Below are 24,392 nucleotides of genomic sequence, written 5' to 3'. Positions count from 1 at the left end.
GGCTCCGGCGAAGTCTACCGGGGGTCCCGCCGCAGTCCGTGAGGGTGCGTTCGTCCTAGACTGGCTGGGTGAGCACTCCCATCCCCACCCCGTACGAGGACCTGCTGCGCGACGTGATGGCGAACGGCGCGGTGAAGAGCGACCGGACGGGCACCGGCACCCGCAGCGTCTTCGGCCGGCAGCTCCGTTTCGACCTTCGCGAGTCGTTCCCGCTCGTCACCACCAAGCGCGTGCACTTCAAGTCGGTGGCGCTGGAGCTGCTCTGGTTCCTGCGGGGCGATTCCAACGTCCGCTGGCTCCAGGAGCGGGGCGTCTCCATCTGGAACGAGTGGGCGGACGACGACGGTGAGCTCGGCCCCGTCTACGGCGTCCAGTGGCGCTCCTGGCCCACGCCCGACGGCGGTCACATCGACCAGATCGCCCGGGTGGTCGAGGCCCTGAGGACCGATCCCGATTCGCGCCGACATCTCGTCTCGGCGTGGAACGTCTCAGAACTGCACAACATGGCGCTGCCTCCCTGCCACGTGTTCTTCCAGTTCTATGTGACCCCCGGTGTCGACGGCGGTCCAGGCCGGTTGTCCTGCCAGCTCTATCAGCGGTCGGCGGACACGTTCCTCGGGGTGCCGTTCAACATCGCGTCCTACGCACTGCTGACCCTCATGGTGGCGCAGCAGACCGGGCTCGAGCCCGGGGAGTTCATCTGGACCGGCGGGGACGTCCATGTGTACGACAACCATGTGGAGCAGGTCGCGGAGCAGCTGTCCCGAGACCCGTACCCGTACCCGCGGATCGAGCTGAAGCGGAAACCCGCGAGCATCTTCGACTACACCCTGGAGGACTTCGACGTGGTCGACTACCGGCACCACCCCACGATCAAGGCACAGGTGGCGGTATGAGCGAGGCATCCTCGCCGCGCTCCCTCAGCGTGTCCGACGCCGTCGGATCCGGGCCCGTGATCGGCCTCATCTGGGCACAGACCGAGAACGGGGTGATCGGCAGGGACGGCGGCATCCCCTGGCACCTGCCCGAGGACATGGCGCACTTCAAGGCCACGACGACGGGACATCCCGTCATCATGGGCCGCCGTACCTGGGAGTCCTTCCCCGCGAGGTCGCGGCCCCTGCCGGACCGCACGAACATCGTCGTCTCCAGATCCGGTCCGGACCTCCCGGGTGCCGTCGTCGTCGGTTCGCTCGAGGCCGCGTTCGAGGCCGCACGGACCAGCCCGGGTGCCGAGGAGGTCTGGGTGATCGGTGGTGGACAGGTCTATGCGGATGCGCTGGAGCGGGCCAACGCCGTCCTCGTGACGGTCGTCGAATCGACGACCGAGGGCGACACCGTCGCGCCCCCGCTGGGCACGGAGTGGGCCCTGGCAGCGCTGACGCCGGACTCGGGCTGGCTGGAATCCTCCAACGGGACCCGGTACCGCATCAGTCTGTGGACCAGGGCGGCCCAGGCGGCCGCAGGGTCGCCGGAAGGCGCCTGAGGCCGGGAGCCGGGTAGCTGCCCGGCGCCGGGACCCACAGGCACAACCAGCGCTGAGCCCCCTTGTCGGCGTCGCGAATCGTCGTCGCGTCCGGGAGCCGGGCAGCGCTCACCTGCCCGGTCAGGGCACCGGCTCGGTTGCCAGGGTCAGGATGGGTAGATCGCCATCCGTCTCGATGGCATCTCCGCCGCCGTTGCGGGTGTGATAGCCGGTCGAGAAGTGACGCACGATGTGCACGCCGGCCCACTCCCCCAGGCCGGCGACCACCCAGTCCCGTTCGTCGTCTGTCCGTTCGGCGATCCGGTGGGTCACCTGGAAGGTGAACAGGGAGAGTCCGACGCTGCGGTCGAACGTCGCTGCACCCACCAGGTCGACGTCGAACCCGCCCGGAAGGACCCAGCCCGGCGGACAGGACCAGAAGCGCACATGGTGCCGTTGTGCGGGGTTTCCGGAGACCTCCTGTTCGAAGGCGAGATCCTGCTTCCTGCCGAAGACGAACAGCGAACTGACCGGGGCCGATGGGTAGCTGCGGCGCAGGACCGACGCCGTGGCGATCCGCCAGCCGCTCCGGAGATTCAGCGGATCGGCCTCCGTCCACCCGGCGGACAGCATGGCGGCCCGGAGATCCTCGGCGCTGCCGATGACGGCCACGTTGATCGGATCGCCGAGGAGTCCGTCGGCAGTACGGGTACGTCCGATGAAGTAATCGGGGACGTAGATCCGCGTCAGGAGCCTGTTGATCCGCGGGACCAGGACGTAGGCGGCCAGGGCCCAGATGATCACGAACACCCAGGGCTGGCGGTCGCCGTCGTCCACCTCCGCCAGGAACAGCGCGTAGATCGCCCAGCCGGAGAAGACCACCACGGCGAGGAACAGGGTGCGCTGACCAAGGAGCACCACGGTGCTCGCAAGCCTTCCGGGTCTGCCTGCCATGTCGCCTGACCGTGGGCTCGGCGCCTCGTTCATCCGCCTATCGTAGGCCCGGACGAGCAGCTAGGCTCGGACGGTACCGCACGCCGAGGACGCCGAACCAGCGGATCGGAAAGCTCTGAGGACCCGCTACAAGTCGGTGCTCACCCGAGGAGCCTCGACCGACCGGACCGTGTTCTTCAGCGATGCGGTGTTCGCCATCGCGATGACGCTCCTCGTCCTCGATCTGGAGGTTCCGGACGGTCTGCAGCCGGACCAGGTCGGTGCGGCCCTCGTGGAGCAGCTGCCGCACTTCTTCTCCTTCGCACTCAGCTTCACCGTCATCGGTAGCGCGTGGATGAACCATCACCGGAAGGTCCGTGTCATCGTCCGCTACGACTTCCGGCTGCAGGTCCTGAACCTGCTGCTGCTCTTCTTCGTGGCTCTCCTTCCCCTGCCGACCAACGTGCTCAGCGAGTACGGCGGGACGTCCTCGCCCTAACCTGTCGTCGTCTACGCGTCGGTGGTCGCAGGCGTCTATTCCATGCTGAACCTGGTCTGGGCGTATGCGTGGCGACCGGGGCTCATGCTGCCCGCTGTGGACCGGGCCCTCTACCTCTACGTCCTGCGGGCACTGCTCCCCGTACCGCTCGTGTTCGCCGCGAGCATCCCGGTGGCTTTCCTGGTGCCGCGCATCGCCATGTACCTCTGGCTGCTGATCATCCCGGCGGGCATCATCGTCCGTCGGGCGTTCCACGGGCCGGCCCCCGCACCCCGGGGCAGCCCAGGCGAGGAGGCGTGAGGACCGCCCATCGCAGGACCGCACCATCCGCTGCCGCCGGGGCAGTCTTCGGATCGGTCTTCCGAGCAGTCTTCCGAGCAGTCTTCCGAGCAGTGACCGAGGCTCCGGTCACAAAGCGGCGGCTGCCAGCGCCCACCGCCTAAACTGGACTGCATGACTTCAGCACCCGAGAGTTCAGCCCTGCCGTCCGTCGGATTCGTGGGCTGGCGTGGCATGGTCGGCTCGGTCCTCATGCAGCGGCTCCAGGACGAGGGCGATTTCGCCCGCATCAACCCCGTATTCTTCTCGACCTCCGCGGTGGGGGGTGCAGCGCCGTCGTTCGCCGAGGGCTCGGGCACCCTGCAGGACGCGTACGACGTCGAGATCCTCGCCAAGCTGCCGATCATCGTGACCGCTCAGGGCGGTGACTACACCGCCGAGGTGTACCCGAAGCTGCGTGACGCCGGCTGGTCGGGCCTGTGGCTCGACGCCGCGTCGACCCTGCGCATGGAGCAGGACAGCGTGATCGTCCTCGATCCCGTCAACCGTTCGGCCATCGACAAGGGCCTCGCCGACGGTGTCCGTGACTTCATCGGCGGCAACTGCACGGTCTCCTGCATGCTCATGGGGCTGGGTGGGCTCTTCCGCAACGGACTGGTCGAGTGGGGTACCTCGATGACCTATCAGGCCGCGTCAGGTGGTGGAGCGCGCCACATGCGTGAACTCCTGAACCAGTTCGGCGCTCTCCACGGCACCGTCGCGATGAACCTCGATGATCCCGCCTCCGCCATCCTGGACATCGACCGGGCGATCCTCGCGAAGCAGCGGCATGCCAGCCTCGACGCCTCCCAGTTCGGCGTCCCCCTGGCGGGCTCCGTCATCCCCTGGATCGACAGCGACCTCGGCAACGGCCAGTCGAAGGAGGAGTGGAAGGCCGGCGCGGAGACCAACAAGATCCTCGGCACCGACACCCGCATCCCCTTCGACGGCCTGTGTGTCCGTGTGGGTGCCATGCGCTCGCACTCCCAGGCGCTGACCCTGAAACTGACCCAGGATCTGCCGGTCGGCGAGATCGAGTCGATTCTCGCTGCGGACAACGAATGGGTGCGCGTCATCCCGAACACGAAGGTGGACACCCTTGCGGGGCTCACCCCCGTAGCTGCCACCGGTTCGCTGGAGATCCCGGTGGGGCGCATCCGCAAGCTGGAGATGGGCCGCGAGTACATCAGCGCATTCACCGTGGGCGATCAGTTGCTGTGGGGTGCTGCCGAACCGCTCCGCCGGATGTTGATGATCGCCACCGGCAACCTCTAGACCATGGTCGTCGTGCGGCCCGCTGCTTCTGGGCGCTCGCGTCGAATCACTGCCGCGGCGCCCTTTCGCAGGAGAGGACGACGGCGATACTGGGACCATGGACATGGAGGAGATCCTCGAGGAGATCAGGTCGTACGACGGGGTGCTGGAGCTGGCACCCCGCGAAGGCGATGATGCACCGCAGATCGCCTGGGGTGACCACTTCTTCTATTACTCCCCGGACGGGACCGTGCCCCAGAACACCCAGCCCTACGCGACGATCGTCACGAAGGACTACCCCGACGACACGCGGTCGAACCTCGACGCAGAGGGTCGGTGGCGACTGAACATCCACGTCGGATCGACTAGGGCTCGGCAGCTCACGGGTGACATCGCCGTCGACCAGGACTTCAGCGAGGTCGACACGATCCTTCCGCACCCCGTGTACGGTCGGCTCGGTTGGATCGCGATCGTGAACCCGGGTGTCCACACGGAGGGGTCAGTGCTGGATCTGCTCCACGATGCCCACGAGGACGAACGACGACGGAGCGAGCGCCGCGTCTGAACCGCGCGGGGAGGCGCCGACCGGATGGTTGGGCGGAGTGCGAGTGCCCGGCAGGACCGGATCGGCCTTGCTACCCGTACCCGGCAGATGGGCCGGATCGAACGACGTCGACGAGGGGCGGATCACCGGTGACACAGTTGCCACCGGGGCCACCCGGGTTACCGAGGTCACCAGGGCTACCGGGGCTACCGGGGCTACCGGGGCCACAGATGACACCCTGACCGGCAGGCAGACCGGGCACCGCATGCCAGTATCGGTTGCGTCGGGCTGCGGTTCCATGTCGATTGAGATGTGCCGGTGGGGTGAACCAGGGGATCCCTCTGCGCGATTCCACGTGCCAGTGGCCTAGGTGGATCACGTGGTGATGATGTGCACAGAGCAGGACACCGTTGTCGATGCTGGTGCCCCCTCCCTGTGACCAGGGTGTCATGTGATGGGCTTCGCACCAGCTCGCAGGAATGGTGCAGTCCGGAAAGGCGCATCCCCTGTCCCGGGCGATCAGGGCCCGGCGCAGGTGGGGTGGGAACAGCTGGCCGGCTCGGCCGACATCGAGTACCTGCCCGTCACCCCCGAGCACGAGAGGGATGATGTCCGCGTCGCAGGCGATCCGTCGGATGCTCCGGGCACTCAAGTGCTCGGTGAAGACGGCACGCCCGGTCCCACGGCGATCCATCGGGCCGGCTGTAGGGGCACCATCCGACCGGTCCCGGCGGGATACGCCGCGGACATCGGGGGACGGCTCCGCATGGGCGGCACTGCGGGCATCGGACAGCAGGTCCCGATAGTCGATCGTCACCATCACCTGCGGCCTGTGACCACCGGTGGCCGGCAGCTGTGCGGTGGACAGTGCGATACGGCAGGCCCCCACCAGGCCGTCGAGCAGGCGCTGCGCCCGGGTAGGACCTTCCGGCGGATCCAGCAGCCGCGACCCATCACCGGTGCCGCCCTCCGGACATGCGGGGCCGACGGAGGGATCGGGGTCACCGAGCCGCCGAGGATCATCGGCCCTGCGGCCGGCCCCCGGGGTACGGGGATTCGTAGCCGTATTCATGACCGTGGAGAGGTACTCGAACTGTTCGTCGGTGGCACCGATCTCGAGGAGATGCAGGCCATGGCGCCGACCCCTGAGGAACACCCCCTGGCGGGACCGCAGGACCTTCTCCGTGGGTTCCTGTCCGTCCTGATCCAGTACCGTCTCCCAGCGGCGGGCGAGGACGCGCAGGACGTCCTCGTCCGCTTCGACTGCCTGCAGGGTGAGGTGGTGCTCCATGGACATCAGCTGCTCGGAGGTAGCGACACATCGGACCCGTTCCACCGCGGAACAGATGGCCGTCGCTGCCCGACCACTCAGACTGCCGGAGCGGAGGGCCGCGCCCACGGTTCCGAGAGGCGGATCGGTGGGAGCACCCGAGGGAGTGACGCCGGGCAGGACGCTGTGGGCCAGGACGAGACGGCGCTTCGCCTCGCTCCGGCTGATCCCGAGCCTGGCCCGCAGGTAGTCCGCGCAGTTCCGGAACTGGACCCGCCCGGGCCCACCAGCAGACTGGTCGCCCTCCCCGGTCCAACCCTCGGACACTCCGGCCGCGGATGCACTGACGCTTCCCGATCGTCCGACGAGCTGTTCCGCTCGTACCGTCATGGAACCCGCACCATAGGTCCGCCCCGACGCGAGATCCAGTTCCTCCGCCATCCCTGCGACGAGCACCTGCAGGTGGTCGACGATCCGCGAGATGTCCTCGACATCGACGAGCATCCGCGTCGCCTCGCCCGTCGAAAGGGTGCGGCCAGAAGTCGCCATGCGGTCGGCAACCTGCGTCAGCACGGTGCGCACCGAACGCAGCGAGACAACGGTCTCCGTGCGGTTGTCCGTCGGTGCGATAGCCATACCTGATTTTATCGAACGCGTGTACTATTCCCGAGTTCGGGCAGTGAATGTGGAGGAGGAGTCACCGCCCGGTGATCCACATACGGCGGCAACACTGCAGTGCCTGCCTCCGGTGTATTCCGACCCCGGACCCGTCGACACAAAAGGTCGGAGGGCGCGGGCAGGATGAGCGCATGGACCCCGTGAACGCAGACACCATCCTCCGGCGCTTCTTCGCTGCGAGCGGTCACACGCGGCACCCGGAGACCCTGCTCCGGTACGAGCGCGTGCAGGGCCACCTCCGCGACTACCTCGAGCTCGTCGCGGCGGGCCGCCTGACGGACGCCGAGCAGGAATTGCTCGCCCTGGAGCGACAGTTCGGGACGGAGACCCCCTACGTACAGGTCATGGGTGCCCGGGAACTCCTGCATGCCCTGCCCGATTTCCTCGCCCTCCCCCTGCTCCTCCCCGACTTCCACGATCGGCTCGCCCAGATCAGCGTGGCGTCACGCCTCGCGCAATGGCTCTGTTCACGGCAGCTCGTGCACCGCGAGGACAGCTGGGACGATGTCGTGCTGACACGTGCTGCAGCGGAACAGGCCCGCCGCTCCCCCGTCCTGTGACCTGGGGACGCACCCGCGCAACCGCGGGCCCGACCGCAACCAGGAGGGAGTCGCAGGAGGGCCGAGTTCTTCTCGCGTCCGCCCTGCGGCACGGCAAGGGAACCGGCTGATTTCCGAGGATCAGAACGGACAGCGACGGGCAGCGATGCCGCGATGCGCCGGGGGAAGCTAGAGGGAGCAGTTGATCAGCAACGGCTCCGGCTCCAGACGGATCCCGAACGCCTTCTCGACGCCGTCGCGCACCAGCCGCGCCACGGCCAGGAGATCCGCCGTCGACGCGCCTCCCCGGTTCGTGACCGCGAGTGTGTGCTTCGTCGACAGGGACGCACGCCCTCCCGCCGCCGCGTGACCGTCGTCGTCGGTCAGCCCGAAGCCCCTGGAGAACCCTGCATGCTCGATCAGCCAGGCCGCACTGAGCTTCACCTGGCCGTCGCTGCCCGCCGGATACCTGGGGGCGTCCTCCGGCAGGCGATCGGCCACGTCCTTGCCGACGATAGGGTTCGTGAAGAACGAGCCGGTGCTCCGTGTGTCCGCATCCGGGGCGTCGAGCACCATGCCCTTGCCCCGCCGGAGCTTCAGCACCTCACGCCGCACGTCGTTGGCGTAGGCACGGGCACCGACCTCGACGCGGAGGGCACGGGCGAGTTCCGCGTACCGCACGGGCTTGCTCAGGCGTCCCAGTCCGAGCTGGAACTCGACCGACAACACGACATAGCGGGGTGAGCCGTTCACCGTGCTGCGCTTCAGGAGGGAATCGCGGTAGGCGAACTTCAGCTCGAAGTTGGTGAAGCTCTTGATCCTGTCGGTCTCGCGGTCGTACGTCCGCACGGTGGCGATGGTCTGTGACACGTCGGCTCCGTAGGCCCCGACGTTCTGCACCGGCGTTGCCCCGGTGGAGCCGGGGATGCCCGAGAGCGCCTCGAGGCCGGAGAACGCGTGCATGACGGTGTAGCGGACCAGGTCATCCCAGTCGTGGCCGGCCTGGACGTTGACCATGACTCCCCCGCAGGTCGCGTCGTCGTCGTTGACCGTGAATCCCGTCGAGGTGATGTGCACCACCGTGCCGTCGAACCCGTCGTCGCCGATCAGGAGGTTGGAGCCGCCACTGAGAACGAGCAACGGCTCGCCCGCGGCGTCGGCCGCACGCACCGCCTCGACGATCTCCTGCTCGGTGGAGGCCTCGACGAGCGTCCGGGCAGGGCCTCCGACGCCAGCGGTCGTGAGATCCGCGAGCCGCATCCCGGTCACCGGTGCCGTCATGGCAGCTTCACCACGGCCTGTGCCTTCACGAGGACCTTCTGCCCCGCATAGGTCACGGTGAGATCGATGCGGGCAGTGGACGCATCCGCATCGAGTGCACCGACGACGCCGGTCACCTCGATGACCGCACCCGCCTCGCCGGGCCGCGCGGTGGTGTCCTCCACGATGACGGGCTTCGTGAAGCGCGTCTGGTAGTCGACGACGGCGGCCGGGTCACCGATCCAGTCGGTCACGAGCTGCACGGCGGCACCCATGGTGAACATCCCGTGTGCGATGACACCGGGAAGCCCGACCCCCTCGGCGAAGGCCTGGTTCCAGTGGATGGGATTGAAGTCTCCCGATGCTCCGGCGTACCGCACGAGGTCCTGCCGGGTGATGTCGATCGAGGTGGAGCCGATCTGCTGCCCCACCTCGAGGGCGGCGAGTGATACTGCCATGGCTACTGGTCCTCTCCGCGCACGAGGAGCGACGACGTCGTCGTCGCCGTCGGCTCTCCGTCGATGGTCGTGATCTCGGCCCGTGTGGTGATCATCGCTCCGCCACCCATGGCCCGCACCTGGTCCACATGCAGTGCCGCGACCAACTGGTCGCCGGCGACGATGGGCCGATGGTGGACGAAGCGCTGATCCGCATGCACCACGCGGGTGAAGTCGATGCCGGCGCTCGGATCGTTGATGAGCTGGGCGTCGGCACGCTGGGCCACGATGATGGCGAACGTCGGCGGTGCCACGAGGTCGGCATGACCGAGGGCCGCCGCGGCCTCGACGTCGTAGTGCGCCGGGTGGGTGGCCTTCACGGCCCGCGCGAAGTCGCGGATGGCTTCGCGCCCCACGGAGTAGGTCTCTCCCGCGGGGTAGCTGCGCCCCTGCAGGTCGGGATTGATGGTCATGGATCCTCCGATGGAAGCGGCGTACTGCAGTACCTGCGATACGAGGGTGGGGGTACGACGACGGTGGCCGTCGGCCGGTACAGGGTCAGCGCTGGTCCTTCATGCGGCGACGCACGTCACGCGAGCGGACCACCATGCCCGCCAGGTGGCACACCATGCCGGTCACCATGACCGGGATGCCCGTGACGACGAGGGCGTACTGGTCCGTGGCGGCTCCGAGGACCGCGATGAGGATGCCGAGCGCCGTGATCACGAGTGCCGAGACCACCAGCTTGCGGTACAGGTCCGAGCCGGTCTCCCAGGGCGTATTCAGCATGATCCGATTCTACTGCCGCATGCGGAGCAGACGCTCAGAAGAGGGCTTCCTGGACGGCGGGGACCGGCGTGCTGAAATCGCCGAACTGCAGCCGCCTGCCCTTGAGCTGCGCGAGGTCGGCGACGAAGAGAAGATCGGTACCGTCGATCGCGACCACTGCCGAGGGCCCGACGACCTCGGTTACGCCGAACCCGTGCCGCCCACGGTCCAGCGGCTCGGGGTAGGGCTGCAGACCACTGCGGGAGAGCATCGCGAGCCATGAGGACGGCGGCTCGAACTCCTCGTGCACCACTTCAAAGCCTTCGACGTCGACGCCGCCCTGGAGCAGCCCCCTGGCGGCCAGGGCGAACCCGTCGTTGAGATGCTCGAGCTGTGCAACAGGCAGGGGCGCACACAGGGACGCGGCCTTCACCGCGGACCGCACGGCCTGCTGCAGGCCGACGCTCCGGGTCACCTCGTCCTCGAGGATCCGCACCACCCGCCCATCGTCGGCGAGCGCCACGAATTGCGCCACCACCGCGCCCTGCTCCACGAGGCGCGCGTTCCTCCTGGGATGCGATGCCGTCCCGACCTTGGTCGAACCGTCGGCGAAGGTCGCGACGTACAGCCAGTGCGGCTGGTCGAGGTACCGTTTGAGTCCCGCCGGCGCTATTCCGGACCGGTGGATGTCGTGCATGAAGCGGACGTCGTCCTGCGCGAGGCACCGCGCGCACTGGGTGCCCCGATCTGCCGGAGCCTGGTCGGCACACGGCACCCAGGTGCGGTCGTCCCGGCCGTGCACCCGGTGGAATCCCAGGCAGTAGCGACCGGCCCCGGTGACCTCGAACGCCAGTCTCGTGCCGGGCGCGAGGGCGATGTCGCGCAGGCCCTGCTCCCCACCTGAAGCACCGGAGGCACCGGAGGCACCGGGGACATCGGCGAGCGCAGACGGCACCTCGCGCAGCGACAGGACCGGCCCGGTGCCGTGCCAGGTCACACCGCTGCAGAGGTAGATGGAGGTCACCCCCTCAGCCTAGGGTCGCGCACCCCCACTATCGGGGCGGGCGGATCGGGCGACGCGTCGGACGGGCACCCCACGATCGGGAGCAGGGACCATGCGCGTACCCCACCATCGGGGCGGGCGGATCAGGCGAGCACCCTGCTGAGGTCGTACGCCGCCGGGAGGTCCAGCTGCTCGAACGTACAGGAGCGCGCCTCGCGGTCCGGCCGCCACCGCTCGAACTGGACGGTGTGACGGAAACGGTCGCCCTCCATCTGGTCGTACCGCACCTCGACCACGCGCCGCGGGTGCAGCCGGATGTAGGACACATCCCTCGCCGAGGCGAAGCGGCTGCGCTCGGTCTCACCCAATACGGCCTCGCCGTCGTCGTTCCGCATCACGTCGGTGTCGAGCTCCTCCACCAGTTCCAGCCGGCGCTTGTCGGAGAACGCCGAGATACCCCCGACGTTGCGCAGCTCGCCGTCGTCCCCGTACAGACCGAGCAGCAACGATCCGACGCCCTGCCCGGACTTGTGCACCCGGTACCCGAGCACCACGGTGTCGGCACTGCGGTGGTGCTTGACCTTGAGCATCCGCCGCTTGTTGGGCTCGTACGCTGCGGCGAGCGGCTTCGCGACGACGCCGTCCAGGCCCGCGCCCTCGAACTCGACGAGCCAGCGCCGTGCCAGGTCGACGTCGCGCGTGACCTGCGACAGGTGGACGGGCGCCGAGAAGGACGTAGCGATCGACTCCAGGGCGCCGCGCCGCTCACCGAAGGGGACGGCCGTCAGGTCGTCCTCGCCGAGGGCGAGGAGGTCGAACGCCACGAACGACGACGGCGTCTGCCCTGCGAGGAGGCGGACGCGGCTCTCGGCGGGATGGATGCGCTGCGACAGGGCGTCCCAGTCCAGCCGTTCCGCGCCGGGTTCCCCCCGACGGACCACGATCTCCCCGTCCACGACACACCGTCCGGGCAGGTTCTCGAGCAGGGCCTCCACGAGCTCCGGGAAGTAGCGTGTCAGCATCTTGGAACCACGGCTGCCGATCTCGCACGTGCCGTCCTCGATCCTCACGATCGCCCGGAAGCCGTCCCACTTCGGCTCGTACACGAGGCCGCCCGGATCACTGTCGGGCTCGGGGACGGCGCTCACGGCTTTGGCGAGCATCGGCTGGATGGGGAAGGGCAGGTCGGTCATACCCTGATCCTGCCGTACGGAACGCGCGCCCGGCCAGACACGGGACATGCGCACCCGCCGATGACCAGGCCGGCGCGGGGGCGGACGTCCGCCGCGGCGGCGGCGGGTTCGACCGGGCCGCCGCGGCCGAGCCCCGGGCTAGGCGGTCTGACCCTCGTGCGGTCCTTCCTCGATCTCCTCGAGGAGCTTGTCGTTGAAGGCCTCGAGATCACCGGGATGGCGGCTCGTCACCAAGCCCTGGTCCACCACCACCTCCTCGTCACTCCAGTTCGCGCCGGCGTTCTTCAGATCCGTGGCGAGCGTGTGGTAGGAGGTCAGGTCACGTCCGCTGACCACTCCGGCCTCGATGAGCAGCCACGGTCCGTGGCAGATGGACGCCACGGGTTTGTGCTGTTCGAAGAACGCCCGCGTGAACGCCTGGGCGTCCTTGTCGACCCGCAGGAAGTCGGCATTCACCACACCGCCCGGCAGCACCAGCGCGTCGTAGTCGTCAGCCGATGCCTCGGCGACCGCCAGGTCCACCTCGAACGTCTCGCCCTTGTCCATGCCGTCGAAGCCCTGGAGCGTCCCCGTCCTGGGCGAGACGAGCGTGGGGAGGCCGCCTGCCTCCTCGACGGCCTTCCAGGGGCTCGTGAGTTCGATCTGCTCGACTCCGTCCGTCAGCAGGAATGCGACCTTCTTGCCTGAGATGTCGTGTCCGGACATGCTGTTCTCCCTTGGGTAGAGCGTGCGTGCCATACGCTTTCCAGCCTAGGAAACGACCAAACGATAAGCAAGCTGAGTAATCGCCGCATCCGGCCCGAAGCCGGCCCGTGCAGGGGCCGGTCAGGACCGCTTCGGTCTGGCCCGCACGTGCATACGCTCGCCCTGCTGCCCGAACAGGCTGATGAGTTCGACGGGCTTCCCGTCCGCGCTCGCGAACCAGTGGGGCGTCCGCGTGTCGAATTCGGCGGCCTCGCCGGGTCCGAGCGTGAAATCGTTGTCGCCCAGCACGAGCCGCAGCGATCCATCGAGGATGTACAGCCACTCGTAGCCCTCGTGCACCTGGGGATCGGGCTCCGTGCCGCGAGCGTTCCCGGCGAGCACCATCTTGTAGGCCTGCACGCCGCCGGGTCGCCGCGTCAGCGGAATGGCTGTCATCCCATGGTGCGTGATGGGGCGCAGGTGGACCCGGGGGTCGCCGGTGGGTGGCGCGCCGACGAGGTCGTCGAGCGGCACTCCGTACAGCTGTGCGATGGGCAGCAGGATCTCCAGGTTGGGCCGTCGCCCGCCCGACTCCAGCCGTGACAGCGTGCTCACGGAGATGCCGGACGCGGCAGACACCTCGCCGAGCGTCAGGTTGCGCTGGGTGCGCAGGGCCCGCAGGCGGGGTCCGACTGCATCGAGGACGGCGTCGAGGTCTGATGTCATGCCGTCAGTTTGCCATACCGGCAAGTAATATTGCCATCTTTGAGGATCCTGCGGATGCTGGATCCATCAGCACAAGAGAAGGGATCCCACCATGGCAACCATCAGCCGACCTGGAAACACCCGCTACGACGTCGTCGTCATCGGCGGCGGAGCCGCGGGCCTGAGCGCCGCCGTCACGCTGGGCCGTGCGCTCCGGTCCGTCGTCGTCATCGACGACGGCCGGCCGCGCAACGCGCCCGCACAGGCAGTCCACGGCTTCCTGACCCGCGAGGGCATGGGCCCGCGTGCACTGCTCGACGCCGGCCGCGCGGAGGCCGAGTCCTTCGGGGCGTCCTTCGTGGAGGGCGCGGCCGTCACCGTCCGCCGCAGCAGCGGAGGCTTCGACGTGGAGCTCGCCGACGGCCGGAGCGTGACCGGCCGCCGGATACTCGTCGCCACCGGCCTCACCGACGGACTGCCCGACATCCCCGGCCTGCGGGACCAGTGGGGCGCCGGCGTCGTGCACTGCCCCTACTGCCACGGCTACGAGATCCGCGGCCATCGGATCGGCGTGCTCGGCACAGGACCCCTCTCCGTGCATCAGACGCTCCTGTTCCGGCAGTGGTCGGACGACATCACGCTGTTCCTCAACGACAGGGTGGTGCCGACCGACGAGGAATGGGACCGTCTGGCCGCGCGGTCCATCCGGGTGGTCGACGGCGCGGTGCTCTCGGTCGACACGTCCGACGGCACCCTGACAGGCGTCACCGTGCGGGGCGGCACGAGCTTCGGGCTGCAGGCGCTCGCCGTCGGGACCCGCATGGAGGCTCGTGGCGCCCTGCTCGCGCCGCTCGGCCTCCCCGCGCAGGAGCATCCGTCCGGCATGGGACACTCCCTCGTCGGTGGCCCGATGGGCTCGACGGCGGCACCGGGCGTCTACGTCGCGGGCAACGTCTCCAACCTCGCCGCGCAGGTCGTCGTGGCGGCAGCCGAGGGCATGATGGCGGGTGCGGCGATCAACGCCGACCTCGTGGAGGAGGAGACCGCATGGGCCGTGGACGGCTATCGCGGAGCCTTCGCGGCCCCGCGGGAGGCCGAGGTATCCGAACGTGTCCTTGGCACCCGCCGCCACGGGTTGGATGATGGGCCGGTCACGGGTGCCTCCGCGCCCGCTGGCTCCGATCTGCGAGAAGGGGTTCGCCGTGCTGGTTGAGTACACGCAGGAGTTCTGGGACGACCGCTACCGGCAGCGCGCACGCATCTGGAGCGGCAGCCCGAACAGGCAGCTCGTCGACGTCGCGGAGGCCCTCCCCCCGGGCAGGGCGCTCGACGTCGGGTGTGGTGAGGGTGCCGATGCCGCCTGGCTCGCGTCCCGCGGGTGGGACGTCCTCGGCATCGACGTCTCCGAGGTGGCCCTCTCCCGCGCCCGCCTGCATGCGGACGAGCTCGACCCGTCGATCGCCGAGCGGCTCACCTGGCGCCGGGCGGACCTCCTGGCCGCGCCGGACCTCCCCCACGACCTCGACCTCGTCTCCATCCAGTTCATGCACCTGCCCGAACCGGAGCGCTCGCGGGTGTTCCGTTCCCTCTCGGCGCTCGTCGGCGTGGGCGGCAGCCTCCTGATCGTCGCCCACGACCCGTCGGACCTCCACTCCGGGGTGGGACGGCCGCATCAGGCCGATCTCTTCTTCACGCCGCAGGAGATCGCCGGGCTGCTCGACGACGCCTGGGACGTCCGGGTGTGCGAGTCGCGTCCGAGGGTCGAGCGGACGTCGGACGGTCGTGACGTGAGGATCAGTGACGCCGTGCTGCATGCGGTGCGCATCCGCTGAGGCCTGCGCAAGGTCCCGGGTGGGAGTCCGCACCCCGTGCGCCGCCACCCGGGTCCTCGATAGCCTCGACCGATGCAGTGGATCACCGAGAAGTACGTGAACTTCGCCAGCGTCATCGATGACGTGACACTGGCGCAGAACCGGATGACGAGCTCCATGCCGTTCGTCTTCCCGCACGTCGCCTCGATGCCCGATGCCCATCTGGGTCTGGGCTGCGCCGTCGGGTCGGTCCTGCCGACCCTCGGCGCGATCGTCCCCGCAGCGGTGGGTGTGGACATCGGCTGCGGGATGGTGGCCGTCCGCACGGGCCACACGGCCCGGGACGTCGCGCGCCTCGACCGCCGCGCCCTGCGGGAGTCCATCGAACGGGCCGTCCCCCTCTCCGCGGGGAACGACAACAAGCGTGTGAGCGCGTCCGCCCAGCCCCGCGTCGACACCCTCGAGCAGGACGCCCGCTCCGCCGGCTTCGATCCGGCGAGCTACGTGAAGCACTGGCGGCTGCAACTCGGCACACTCGGATCGGGCAACCACTTCATCGAGGTCTCCCTCGATGAGGAGGACGACGTCTGGCTGTTCCTGCACTCGGGTTCGCGGGGCATCGGGAACCGGATCGCCCAGTACCACATCCGTGCGGCGCAGGACTACTGCGCCCGGCGGTCCATCGGCCTTCCGCATCAGGACCTCGCGTACCTCGAGGAGGGGACGCCCGAGTTCGACCGCTACATCAGCGAACTCCTGTGGGCCCAGAGGTTCGCCCTCCTCAACCGCGAAGAGATGATGGACCGCGTGGTGCGCCGGTTCACGGACTGGGTGGGGGCCCGGTGCAGGAGCTCGAACGCATCAACTGCCACCACAACTACACGCAGCGCGAGACGCACTACGGTGAGGACGTCTGGCTCTCCCGCAAGGGTGCCATCGCCGCGGACCCCGGGCGTCCCGGACTCATCCCGGGTTCCATGGGGACCCGCTCCTACGTGGTCACGGGCAAGGGCAACAGGGAGTCCATGAACTCGGCACCCCACGGGGCCGGACGCGAGTACTCCCGCAACGCCGCCCGCAAGAGGTTCACGCAGGACCAGCTCAGGGAAGCGATGCGGGGCATCGAATTCAGGGATACCGCTGCCTTCCTCGACGAGATCCCGGCTGCCTACAAGGACATCGACGTCGTCATGCAGGACGCACGGGACCTCGTGGACGTCCGCCGGACGCTCCGCCAGATCGTCAACGTCAAGGGCGACTGACCGGCAGGACGGCGGGGCGCAGCGCCGGGAGCGGGAGTGGCGGCGGCTACGCTGACGCCATGTCCGTCCTGGCCCTGCAGACCCCCGAGCCGGTCGTCGTCGAGATCGCGGCGTCCGATCCACAGTGGTGGGAGATCGTCGGCGCCCTGGCGCCCTTCGCCGTCCTGCTCGCGGCGGCCCTCGCCACGGTGTCGGCCTTCGCCACACTGAAACAGCGCGCGACGGCGGATCGGGCCGCGCTCGAGCAGAAGAGGCGCGCGGACGATCGCGCGGAGTGGTGGCGGCGCACCCAGTGGGCCATCGACGCGGCCACCTCCCTCGACCCGATCCGGCAGGAGGCCGGCGTGGAGGCCCTGCTGCAGCTCTCCTACAGCGAACTGGCGACGGAGGAGGACCGGCTGATCCTCGACGCGATCTGGGTGAGCAATCCCGTGGTCAACCCGGATGACCAGAGCGCTGGACTGCCCCAGCGCGGTGCCGGAGAATGGGACGAGGGCGAACAACCAGAGGAGGACCGATGACCGACACAGTACGGATACCGGGAGCGCCTGCCGGACAGGGGCCCCGGCGACCAGCCGACACCCCCCGCGTGACGGCGGCGAAGGCACGGCTCCGCGTGGCCCTCGACCAGCAGCTCGGCCGCGATACACCCCAGTCCGTGAAGGACACGGCGACGGGGAAGCGCTAGCGGCCCGCACGACATCCACTGAAGCCCGGCAGGCACGTCTGCCGGGCTTCGCCGTTCCCTGCCCCGGACACGGAGAAGGCCCCGGAACCTGGGTTCCGGGGCCTTGCCTGTAGCGGTGGTGGGACTCGATCCCACGACCTCACGATTATGAGTCGTGCGCTCTAACCAGCTGAGCTACACCGCCCTAAATGAGGCTGCCCGCACCGATCATCCGATCGTCACGGGCCCCTCATTCATGAGCCCCCCACCGGAATCGATCCGGTGACCTCGTTCTTACCAAGAACGCGCTCTACCACTGAGCTAGGGGGGCAACAGCAAGAAACTTTACCAGCACCCTGCCGCTGGTGCGAAATCGACGGCCGCCCTGGTGGACGGACCCCGGATTCCGCGTCGGACCCGTGCAGGCACGGGTCCGACGGGGTCGGCTAGCTAGGTCCTACCACTGCTCGGACTGGACGTTCGAGCGTCCCGATCCGGCTCCGGCACCCTTGCCCTGGCGGGGCTTGCGGCTGTCGTCACCCGAGAAGCGGGTGTCGCCGTCGCGCTTCGGGAAGTCCTTCTTGAAGGGCTTCTTGAACTCGCCGGCGCCACGGCCGGCCGCAGGCTTGCGGCCCTTGTCGAGCTCGAGGTGGATGAGCTCGCCGCCGATGCGCGTCTTGGACAGGGCACGCAGCTGGTCCTTCGACAGGTCCGCGGGGAGCTCCACGAGGCTGTGGTCCGCACGGATGTCGATGCCGCCGATCTGCGCCGAGGACAGGCCTCCCTCATTGGCGATCGCACCGACGATGGACCCCGGCATCACGCGCTGGCGACGTCCCACCGCGATGCGGTAGGTGGCGTTGCCCTCGGTGAGCGTACGCGTCGGGCCCCGTGACCCGAAGGCATCCTTGCGTCCGTCGGCACGCTCACGCTGGCCGGCGGGAGCAACCGGGATGTCCTGCACGAGGATCGGCTGGCCGCCCTGCGCCATGATGGCGAGTGCGGCAGCGATCTCCGCGGCGGGCACGTCGTGCTCCTGCTCGTACGTGGCGATGAGATCGCGGAACAGGGACACGTCCTCGGTGGCCAGCGTCTGCGTGATCTTCTCGGCGAACTTGCCGAGGCGGAGCTCGTTGATGGTGGCCGTGGAGGGCAGCTGCATCTGCTCGACGGGCTGGCGCGTGGCCTTCTCGATCGAACGGAGCAGGTACTTCTCACGCGGGGTGATGAAGAGGATCGCGTCGCCCGAGCGGCCCGCGCGGCCCGTGCGGCCGATGCGGTGCACGTAGGACTCGGTGTCGTTCGGGATGTCGTAGTTCACGACGAGCGAGATGCGGTCCACGTCCAGCCCACGGGCGGCGACGTCCGTAGCGACGAGGATGTCGATCTTGCCGTCACGCAGGGCCTCGACGGTTCGCTCGCGCTGCTGCTGGGGGATGTCTCCGTTGATGGCTGCAGCCGAGAAGCCCCGTGAACGCAACTTGTCCGCCAGGTCTTCGGTTGCCAGCTTGGTCCGGACGAACGCGATGATACCGTCGTAGTCCTCGACCTCGAGGATGCGGGTCATCGCGTCCAGCTTGTGCGGACCCATGACCTGCAGGAAGCGCTGGCGGGTGTTGGTGCCCGTCGTCGTCTTGCCCTTGACCGAGATCTCCGCAGGATCGTTCAGGTACTTCTTCGCGATACGGCGAATGGCCGGGGGCATGGTCGCCGAGAACAGGGCGACCTGCTTCTCCGCGGGCGTCGAGGAGAGGATCTTCTCGACATCCTCGGCGAAGCCCATGCGCAGCATCTCGTCGGCCTCGTCGAGCACCACGTACTCGAGGTTGGAGAGATCCAGCGATCCCTTCTCGATGTGGTCGATCACGCGGCCCGGAGTGCCGACGACGACCTGCGCACCACGGCGGAGACCGTTGAGCTGGGGGCCGTAGGGAGATCCGCCGTACACCGGGAGAACGGTGAAGCCCTCCATGTGCTTGGCGTACGAGGTGAAGGCCTCCGCTACCTGGAGCGCGAGCTCACGGGTGGGTGCGAGCACCAGGACCTGCGTGTTCTTGCTGGGTCCGCCGTTGATGTCGGCGAGTTCGGCCATCTTCGACAGCGCGGGAACGGCGAAAGCTGCAGTCTTGCCGGTGCCGGTCTGTGCTAGGCCGACGACGTCGCGGCCCTCGAGCAGGGCGGGGATGGTGGCGGCCTGGATGGCGGAGGGCTTCTCGTAGCCGAGATCGTTCAGTGCCGACAGGACGCGCCCGTCGAGATTGAGGTCGGTGAAGCGGATCTCGTCGACGTCGTCGGACTCGACAGCGGGGACCACTGCGGTCTTCTCGACATCGGATGTGGTGTGGGTGATGTTCTCGGGCAGGTTTTCAGGCACGGGGAAAAATCCTCCAGGTAGGTGCCGGACGGCCTGGCGGGAGACCGCAGGGCCGAATGAACGTAGAAATCCGGCACTGTTTCAATCCCGCGGCAGGACTTCCTGTCACAGCTGCTCTCTGCTCTCTCAGCAGTGATGTGTGACTTTTCTTCTAGCCGGCGCTCCCTGATGAATCTGCTCGCGAGTCTGTGCTCCGAGCCCCAACACAACCAATCCGGCCCCGAGGGGCGGAAATAAAGGGAATACCGGTGTGGGGGATGTTCCCAGTCTACGGCACGCCCGGCCCCGAGCGGGCATCGGGGACGACGCCGGCCGCGTGACCTTCGGCACGTCAGGCCGGGGAGGCGACCCTGAGTCCCTGCAGCGCGGCCTTCCGCACCTGCGGTGCGAGGGGCTGCCCGGCCCCCGCGGCGTCCAGCAGCCGCTGCGCCTGCTCCTCGTCGAGTCCGGCGTAGACCTGCGCGGCCGTGATGCCGTGGTCGGGGACGCTGACGAGCCTGACCGCATCGCCCGCCGCGATACTGCCCTTCGTCACGACGCCGAGGTACGTGCCGACGCGGTTGGCCTCGGCGAAACGCCGGACCCAGGACCGCTCCCCCAGGTAGCGGGCGAAGTTCACGCACGGCGTGCGCGGCATGGTCGTCTCCAGTACCACCTGGTCGCCGATGGCCCAACGCTCGCCGATCACCGCGTTCGACGCGTCGACGCCGGCCACGCGCAGGTTCTCCCCGAAGAGTCCCGGCGGGATGTCGCGGCCGAGCTCACGGGCCCAGAAGTCGGCGTCGTCCTGCGAGTAGGCGTAGAGGGCCTTCGTGGGGCCGCCATGGTGCTTGCGGCTCGCCTGCACATCGCCCGTGAGCCCCAGCGGATGCACGGGCACCGGACCGTCGACCGGGCGCTTGTCGATCGCCGTCACCCCCGTGGAGTCCTTCGTGGGCAGGAGTGCGTGCACGCGACAGACGGCGAGGAGGGTGCCAGTGGTCATGGCGACCATCCTATGCGGGGCCGTCCTCCTCCCGGCCTCGCGCGGGTCACGGCTCGAAGCGGTAGCCCATGCCACTCTCGGTCACGAAGTAGCGGGGCGTGCCCGGATCCGGTTCGAGCTTCTTGCGCAACTGCGCCATGTACACGCGGAGGTACTGCACGTCCTTCGCGTAGGCGGGCCCCCACACGTCGAGCAGCAGTTGCTGCTGCGAGACGAGCCGTCCCGGACGCGCGATCAGCCGGTCGACGATCTTCCACTCCGTCGGCGTGAGGCGGACGTCCCTCCCCTCCTTCACCACGCGCCGCGCACCGGCGTCGAGGGTGAAGTCGGGGGTCGTGATGACCGGCGCCTCGACGTCGGTGGCGGCCCGCCGGGCGGCGGCACGGAGCCTCGCCAGCAGTTCGTCGAGGCCGAAGGGCTTCGTCACGTAGTCGTCCGCGCCGGCGTCGAGCGCATCGACCTTGTCCTGCGAGCCGTGGCGGGCCGACAGCACGATGATGTGCACCTGCGACCAGCCCCGGATGCGGCGGATGACCTCGACGCCGTCGAGGTCCGGCAGGCCGAGGTCCAGCACGATGATGTCCGGGTGGTGCTCCGACGCGGCGGCGAGCGCCGTCTCGCCGTCGACCGCCGTCACGCACTGGTAGCCGTAGGCGCGGAGGTTGATCTCGAGCGCGCGGAGGAGCTGCGGTTCGTCGTCGACCACCAGCACCCGGGTCACTGGCCGGCTCCCGTGGAGATGGGCAGGCGGATCACGAGGGTCAGCCCGCCGCCCGGTGTCTGCTCCGCGTCGAGCACCCCGCCCATCACCTCGGTGAAGCCCTTGGCCACGGCGAGGCCGAGGCCCACGCCCGCGCCCGACGGGGCGTCGTCGAGGCGCTGGAACGGGCGGAACATGGCGTCGACGTCGTCCCGGGACACACCGCGGCCGTGGTCGATCACGCGCAGCTCGCTCGCCGGGAACCCGTGGATGAGCGCCCTGCCCGTGCCGCCGATGGACGCGGTGACCTCGATCGGCGCGTCGGGGGCGTACTTCACCGCGTTCTCCACGATGTTCGCGAGTACGCGCTCCAGCAGGCCCGGATCCGCCTCGATCGCGGGCAGGTTCGGCGGGATGACGACGCGCACCCGGTCCTCGGTCACATTGGCGAGGGCGGGCCCGACGACGTCGATCCATTTCAGCGGCCGCACATGGGCGTTCACGGCATCACCGGTGATGCGCGACATGTCGAGGAGGTTGTTCACGAGCGCGTCGAGCCTGTCGGAATAGTCCTCGATGGTCTTCAGCAGTTCGGCCTCGTCCTCCTGGGAGAAGCTGACATCGGACTGCCGGAGGCTGCTCACCGCGAGCTTGATGCCCGCCAGTGGCGTGCGGAGGTCGTGGGACACCGAGCGCAGGATCGCCGTACGCATGACGTTGCCCTCCACGAGCCGCCGGTTGGTCCGGGTGCTCGCCAGGAGTTCCTCCCGCTGGAGCATGGAGCGCAACTGGCCTGAGAACGCGGTCAGGAGGCCGCGCTCCCGCGCCGTCAGCTGGCGCCCGTACAGCGCGAGGGAGAACTCGCCGTCGACCGCCTCCACCACCGTGGCGCGATCCGCCGTCCAGCCGTCCGTGGCAGTCGTCCGGCATCCGTGCGGCCCTCCCGTGCCGGGGCGCACCGCCTGTGGTGCCACCCGTCGAGGGCCTGCCGCATCCCGCGATCCGGCGGCACCGTCCGTGACCGGGTGGGTGCGCACGGCGAGGGCCTTGCGCTCACGGGCTGTCACACCGGCCGGCGGCTCGCCCGCTGCAGCACCGGCCCCCGACCCGGCCGGCCCGAACAGGGCCACCGCCTCGACGTCGAACTGGACCTGGACGTGGCGCAGGAACCCCTGCAGGGTGTCCTCCTCGGCGAGCACTCCACGCGCCAGCTCGCCGAGCAGCGCGGCCTCCTGCTGTGCGAGGACCGCCTCGCGCGACCTCCGGGCCGAGAGCCCGACGACGAGCGACACCGTGACCGCGACGGTGATGAAGATCAGGACCGTGATCACGTTCGCGGGGTCCGAGATCTCGAGGGAACCGAAGGGCTCCGTCGAGGTGTAGTTCAGGATGATGCTGCTCCACAGGGCGGCCAGCAGCGCGGGCCAGAGGCCTCCGATCAGCGCGACGGCGATCACGCCGGCGAGCTGGAAGAGGACGTCGACGGCGAGCAGCGAATTCCCCACCGTGAACACGGCCGCCTCGAGCAGCGGTGGCAGGACCAGCGCGACCGCACAGCCCGCGACGACGCGCGGACGGCCGACAGGAGCTGCGAGGGTGCGCCGGGACGCGGCGGCCATCAGCGGTTGCGCGCGCCGGGGGCGGCGTCGGGCAGCAGACCGGCTGTCGCTCCGGTCCGGGCGTTCCCCCTCCGGCCGACGGCGTGGTCGGGTTCCTGCACCTGCCCGCCCGCGGCACCCCCGGCCCGCTGCAGGGTCCGTGACAGGAGGACCCAGAAGACCGTGATGGCGAGGGCGCAGAACACGCCGGCGCTGGAGGCCATGAGCCACCCGGTGGTCAGCTGCGAGTCGAGGTCCTCGGCACCGAACAGCAGGCCGATCGACTTCGGCGAGTAGATGAAGACCAGGAGGGTGACCACGAAGAGGACGGCCGCCGTCGTCCGGTAGGCCCGCAGACCGGCGGGCAGCCCCGCGGCCTGACCGGCGAGGACCGCCAGGACGACGACGATCCAGACCCAGTGGTGCGACCACGAGATGGGTGAGATGAGGAGCATGAGCAGCGACGTCATGGCCATCGGCAGGAAGCGGTCCCGCCGGCGCGCGGACGCCCGGATGACATAGGACGTGGCGGCGACGAGCAGGAGGGAGACGACGAGCCACGGGACGGTGGAGGGGAAGTCCGGACCCAGGAAATGGAGGATGGCCCCGCGGACCGACAGGTTGTCCACATAGCCTTCGCCGCCGATCCGCCCGGTGTCGCGGAGCATCTGCAGCCAGTACGTCGTCGATTCCGCCGGGAGGAGGAGGAACCCGAGCGCGATGGTCCCGAAGAATCCGGCTGCCATGGTGAACAGCTGCTTCCACTCGCCGCGCACGAGGAAGTACAGGCCGAAGACCAGGGGCGTCAGCTTCACGCCGGCGGCGATGCCCGTCAGCAGGCCGGTCGGCATCCGGCGGTGCGGTCCCGAGAGCAGGTCCGCGGCGATCATCGCGAAGAGCAGGATGTTGACCTGCGAGAACGCCATCGTCTCGCGCCACGGGCCGAGCAGGCAGACCAGGCCCGTGCCGGCGATGGCGAGGGGCAGCGCCGTCGGGTGGGTGACCACGCCTTGCAGGCTCCGGAAGCCCCCGAGGTACCGGGTGGCGAGCAGGGACGTCGCGGCCGCGATGAGCACCGACACGCCCACGAAGAGGATGGCCCCGGTCTCCGCGCTCACGAGCGTCAGGACGGTGAAGGCCAGGGCCGCGAACGGCGGATAGGTGAACAGGAGCGAACCCTTGCCCTCGCCGAAGGACCGCGTGTAGAGGGAACCGTCGCCGTCGACCACGGACTGTCCGCCCATGCGGTAGACCCGGAAGTCGAGGCCGATGAAGTCGGCCCACGTGAACGCCCAGAGGGCCAGTGCCGCGGCCACCACCACCGAGGCGACGAGGGCCAGCGCCCGGACCATCGCCGGGCTACTGCGCTGGCTCATGCTTTCCTTCCGAAGGGCGTGGTTCGTGCGCCGGACGCGAGTGGCCCGGGAACGGCTCATCCAGTGTAG

General features: G+C 69.1%; 26 protein-coding genes, 2 tRNA genes and 1 pseudogene. 12 read left to right on the top strand and 17 right to left on the bottom strand.

Annotated features, from left to right (window positions below; translation table 11 throughout):
* Positions 1-116: 116 nt before the first annotated feature.
* Positions 117-896, top strand: coding sequence for a thymidylate synthase (locus CXQ97_RS10635; RefSeq protein WP_104180880.1), 780 nt, complete (start codon positions 117-119; stop codon positions 894-896).
* Positions 893-1,486 carry a dihydrofolate reductase gene (locus tag CXQ97_RS10630; RefSeq protein ID WP_104180825.1) on the top strand — a complete coding sequence of 198 codons (594 nt, stop codon included), beginning with the start codon at positions 893-895 and terminating at the stop codon, positions 1,484-1,486. The genes CXQ97_RS10635 and CXQ97_RS10630 overlap by 4 nt, the downstream gene beginning before the upstream one ends.
* A gap of 120 nt (positions 1,487-1,606) precedes the next feature.
* Here the strand turns inward: CXQ97_RS10630 and CXQ97_RS10625 are convergent, their stop codons facing one another.
* Positions 1,607-2,386, bottom strand: a complete 780-nt coding sequence (locus CXQ97_RS10625; protein WP_258062479.1) for an LssY C-terminal domain-containing protein — start codon at positions 2,384-2,386, stop codon at positions 1,607-1,609.
* 169 nt (positions 2,387-2,555) lie between these two features.
* Between CXQ97_RS10625 and CXQ97_RS10620 the strand changes: the two genes are divergently transcribed.
* The 4 genes from CXQ97_RS10620 to CXQ97_RS10605 all read left to right on the top strand — a co-directional run bounded on the left by CXQ97_RS10620 (position 2,556) and on the right by CXQ97_RS10605 (position 5,034).
* The gene (locus tag CXQ97_RS10620) at positions 2,556-2,897 is read left to right on the top strand and encodes a TMEM175 family protein (protein WP_104180823.1); all 342 of its coding nucleotides are present in this window, start codon (positions 2,556-2,558) and stop codon (positions 2,895-2,897) included.
* Positions 2,898-2,939: 42 nt separating this feature from the next.
* Positions 2,940-3,197: a hypothetical protein gene (locus CXQ97_RS10615; RefSeq protein WP_146069624.1), complete on the top strand. Its 258-nt coding sequence runs from the start codon at positions 2,940-2,942 to the stop codon at positions 3,195-3,197.
* A 153-nt stretch (positions 3,198-3,350) separates the two neighbouring features.
* The gene (asd, locus tag CXQ97_RS10610) at positions 3,351-4,490 is read left to right on the top strand and encodes an aspartate-semialdehyde dehydrogenase (RefSeq protein WP_104180821.1); all 1,140 of its coding nucleotides are present in this window, start codon (positions 3,351-3,353) and stop codon (positions 4,488-4,490) included.
* Positions 4,491-4,587: 97 nt separating this feature from the next.
* Positions 4,588-5,034: a DUF6194 family protein gene (locus CXQ97_RS10605; protein WP_104180820.1), complete on the top strand. Its 447-nt coding sequence runs from the start codon at positions 4,588-4,590 to the stop codon at positions 5,032-5,034.
* Between the two features lie 70 nt (positions 5,035-5,104).
* Here the strand turns inward: CXQ97_RS10605 and CXQ97_RS10600 are convergent, their stop codons facing one another.
* Positions 5,105-6,919: an HNH endonuclease signature motif containing protein gene (locus CXQ97_RS10600; protein WP_104180819.1), complete on the bottom strand. Its 1,815-nt coding sequence runs from the start codon at positions 6,917-6,919 to the stop codon at positions 5,105-5,107.
* 173 nt (positions 6,920-7,092) lie between these two features.
* Between CXQ97_RS10600 and CXQ97_RS10595 the strand changes: the two genes are divergently transcribed.
* Positions 7,093-7,521, top strand: a complete 429-nt coding sequence (locus CXQ97_RS10595; protein ID WP_104180818.1) for a hypothetical protein — start codon at positions 7,093-7,095, stop codon at positions 7,519-7,521.
* Positions 7,522-7,689: 168 nt separating this feature from the next.
* Here CXQ97_RS10595 and CXQ97_RS10590 read toward each other — a convergent pair whose 3' ends face one another.
* From CXQ97_RS10590 to CXQ97_RS10555, 8 genes are all read right to left on the bottom strand, one after another.
* Positions 7,690-8,781, bottom strand: coding sequence for a UDP-N-acetylmuramate dehydrogenase (locus tag CXQ97_RS10590; protein ID WP_258062478.1), 1,092 nt, complete (start codon positions 8,779-8,781; stop codon positions 7,690-7,692).
* The gene (locus tag CXQ97_RS10585) at positions 8,778-9,218 is read right to left on the bottom strand and encodes a MaoC family dehydratase (protein ID WP_104180817.1); all 441 of its coding nucleotides are present in this window, start codon (positions 9,216-9,218) and stop codon (positions 8,778-8,780) included. Before CXQ97_RS10585 ends, CXQ97_RS10590 begins: the two co-directional genes overlap by 4 nt.
* Before the next feature lie 2 nt (positions 9,219-9,220).
* Entirely contained in the window at positions 9,221-9,670 is a 450-nt protein-coding gene (locus CXQ97_RS10580) for a MaoC family dehydratase N-terminal domain-containing protein (RefSeq protein ID WP_104180816.1), read from the bottom strand.
* Between the two features lie 85 nt (positions 9,671-9,755).
* On the bottom strand, positions 9,756-9,986 hold the full coding sequence (locus tag CXQ97_RS10575; RefSeq protein ID WP_104180815.1) for a hypothetical protein: 231 nt from the start codon (positions 9,984-9,986) through the stop codon (positions 9,756-9,758).
* A 34-nt stretch (positions 9,987-10,020) separates the two neighbouring features.
* Positions 10,021-10,989 carry a DUF2797 domain-containing protein gene (locus tag CXQ97_RS10570; protein WP_258062477.1) on the bottom strand — a complete coding sequence of 323 codons (969 nt, stop codon included), beginning with the start codon at positions 10,987-10,989 and terminating at the stop codon, positions 10,021-10,023.
* Between the two features lie 122 nt (positions 10,990-11,111).
* On the bottom strand, positions 11,112-12,161 hold the full coding sequence (locus tag CXQ97_RS10565; protein WP_104180814.1) for an ATP-dependent DNA ligase: 1,050 nt from the start codon (positions 12,159-12,161) through the stop codon (positions 11,112-11,114).
* Between the two features lie 138 nt (positions 12,162-12,299).
* Positions 12,300-12,866: a type 1 glutamine amidotransferase domain-containing protein gene (locus CXQ97_RS10560; RefSeq protein ID WP_104180877.1), complete on the bottom strand. Its 567-nt coding sequence runs from the start codon at positions 12,864-12,866 to the stop codon at positions 12,300-12,302.
* Between the two features lie 120 nt (positions 12,867-12,986).
* Positions 12,987-13,571 (bottom strand): helix-turn-helix domain-containing protein, encoded by a 585-nt coding sequence (locus CXQ97_RS10555; RefSeq protein WP_104180813.1) that lies wholly within the window; start codon positions 13,569-13,571, stop codon positions 12,987-12,989.
* A 91-nt stretch (positions 13,572-13,662) separates the two neighbouring features.
* Between CXQ97_RS10555 and CXQ97_RS10550 the strand changes: the two genes are divergently transcribed.
* The 5 genes and pseudogenes from CXQ97_RS10550 to CXQ97_RS19845 all read left to right on the top strand — a co-directional run bounded on the left by CXQ97_RS10550 (position 13,663) and on the right by CXQ97_RS19845 (position 17,311).
* Positions 13,663-14,763, top strand: coding sequence for an NAD(P)/FAD-dependent oxidoreductase (locus tag CXQ97_RS10550; RefSeq protein ID WP_104180812.1), 1,101 nt, complete (start codon positions 13,663-13,665; stop codon positions 14,761-14,763).
* Positions 14,753-15,382: a bifunctional 2-polyprenyl-6-hydroxyphenol methylase/3-demethylubiquinol 3-O-methyltransferase UbiG gene (locus CXQ97_RS10545; RefSeq protein ID WP_258062476.1), complete on the top strand. Its 630-nt coding sequence runs from the start codon at positions 14,753-14,755 to the stop codon at positions 15,380-15,382. The genes CXQ97_RS10550 and CXQ97_RS10545 overlap by 11 nt, the downstream gene beginning before the upstream one ends.
* 72 nt (positions 15,383-15,454) lie before the next feature.
* Positions 15,455-16,623: pseudogene (locus tag CXQ97_RS10540) on the top strand (RtcB family protein).
* A gap of 59 nt (positions 16,624-16,682) precedes the next feature.
* Positions 16,683-17,144 carry a hypothetical protein gene (locus tag CXQ97_RS10535; protein ID WP_104180811.1) on the top strand — a complete coding sequence of 154 codons (462 nt, stop codon included), beginning with the start codon at positions 16,683-16,685 and terminating at the stop codon, positions 17,142-17,144.
* Positions 17,141-17,311: a hypothetical protein gene (locus CXQ97_RS19845; RefSeq protein ID WP_181035038.1), complete on the top strand. Its 171-nt coding sequence runs from the start codon at positions 17,141-17,143 to the stop codon at positions 17,309-17,311. The genes CXQ97_RS10535 and CXQ97_RS19845 overlap by 4 nt, the downstream gene beginning before the upstream one ends.
* Before the next feature lie 110 nt (positions 17,312-17,421).
* On the opposite strand, the gene CXQ97_RS10530 is transcribed toward CXQ97_RS19845, so the two are convergent.
* From CXQ97_RS10530 to CXQ97_RS10500, 7 genes are all read right to left on the bottom strand, one after another.
* Positions 17,422-17,495, bottom strand: a tRNA-Met gene (locus CXQ97_RS10530).
* 54 nt (positions 17,496-17,549) lie between these two features.
* A tRNA-Thr gene (locus CXQ97_RS10525) sits at positions 17,550-17,621 on the bottom strand.
* Positions 17,622-17,747: 126 nt separating this feature from the next.
* On the bottom strand, positions 17,748-19,640 hold the full coding sequence (locus tag CXQ97_RS10520; RefSeq protein WP_306739852.1) for a DEAD/DEAH box helicase: 1,893 nt from the start codon (positions 19,638-19,640) through the stop codon (positions 17,748-17,750).
* Between the two features lie 355 nt (positions 19,641-19,995).
* Positions 19,996-20,649, bottom strand: a complete 654-nt coding sequence (locus CXQ97_RS10515) for an MOSC domain-containing protein (protein WP_104180874.1) — start codon at positions 20,647-20,649, stop codon at positions 19,996-19,998.
* Positions 20,650-20,695: 46 nt separating this feature from the next.
* A complete protein-coding gene (locus CXQ97_RS10510) occupies positions 20,696-21,370 on the bottom strand; it encodes a response regulator (RefSeq protein ID WP_104180810.1) in 675 nt (224 codons plus the stop codon).
* A complete protein-coding gene (locus CXQ97_RS10505; protein WP_104180809.1) occupies positions 21,367-22,968 on the bottom strand; it encodes an ATP-binding protein in 1,602 nt (533 codons plus the stop codon). Before CXQ97_RS10505 ends, CXQ97_RS10510 begins: the two co-directional genes overlap by 4 nt.
* A complete protein-coding gene (locus CXQ97_RS10500) occupies positions 22,968-24,323 on the bottom strand; it encodes a glycosyltransferase 87 family protein (protein ID WP_181035037.1) in 1,356 nt (451 codons plus the stop codon). Before CXQ97_RS10500 ends, CXQ97_RS10505 begins: the two co-directional genes overlap by 1 nt.
* Positions 24,324-24,392: the final 69 nt, after the last annotated feature.

It is taken from the genome of Arthrobacter sp. B0490, assembly GCF_002929355.1.
Lineage (GTDB): Bacteria > Actinomycetota > Actinomycetes > Actinomycetales > Micrococcaceae > Arthrobacter_D.
The sequence above is the reverse complement of the archived record's forward strand: the minus strand, read 5'-3'. Positions and strand labels throughout refer to the sequence as shown.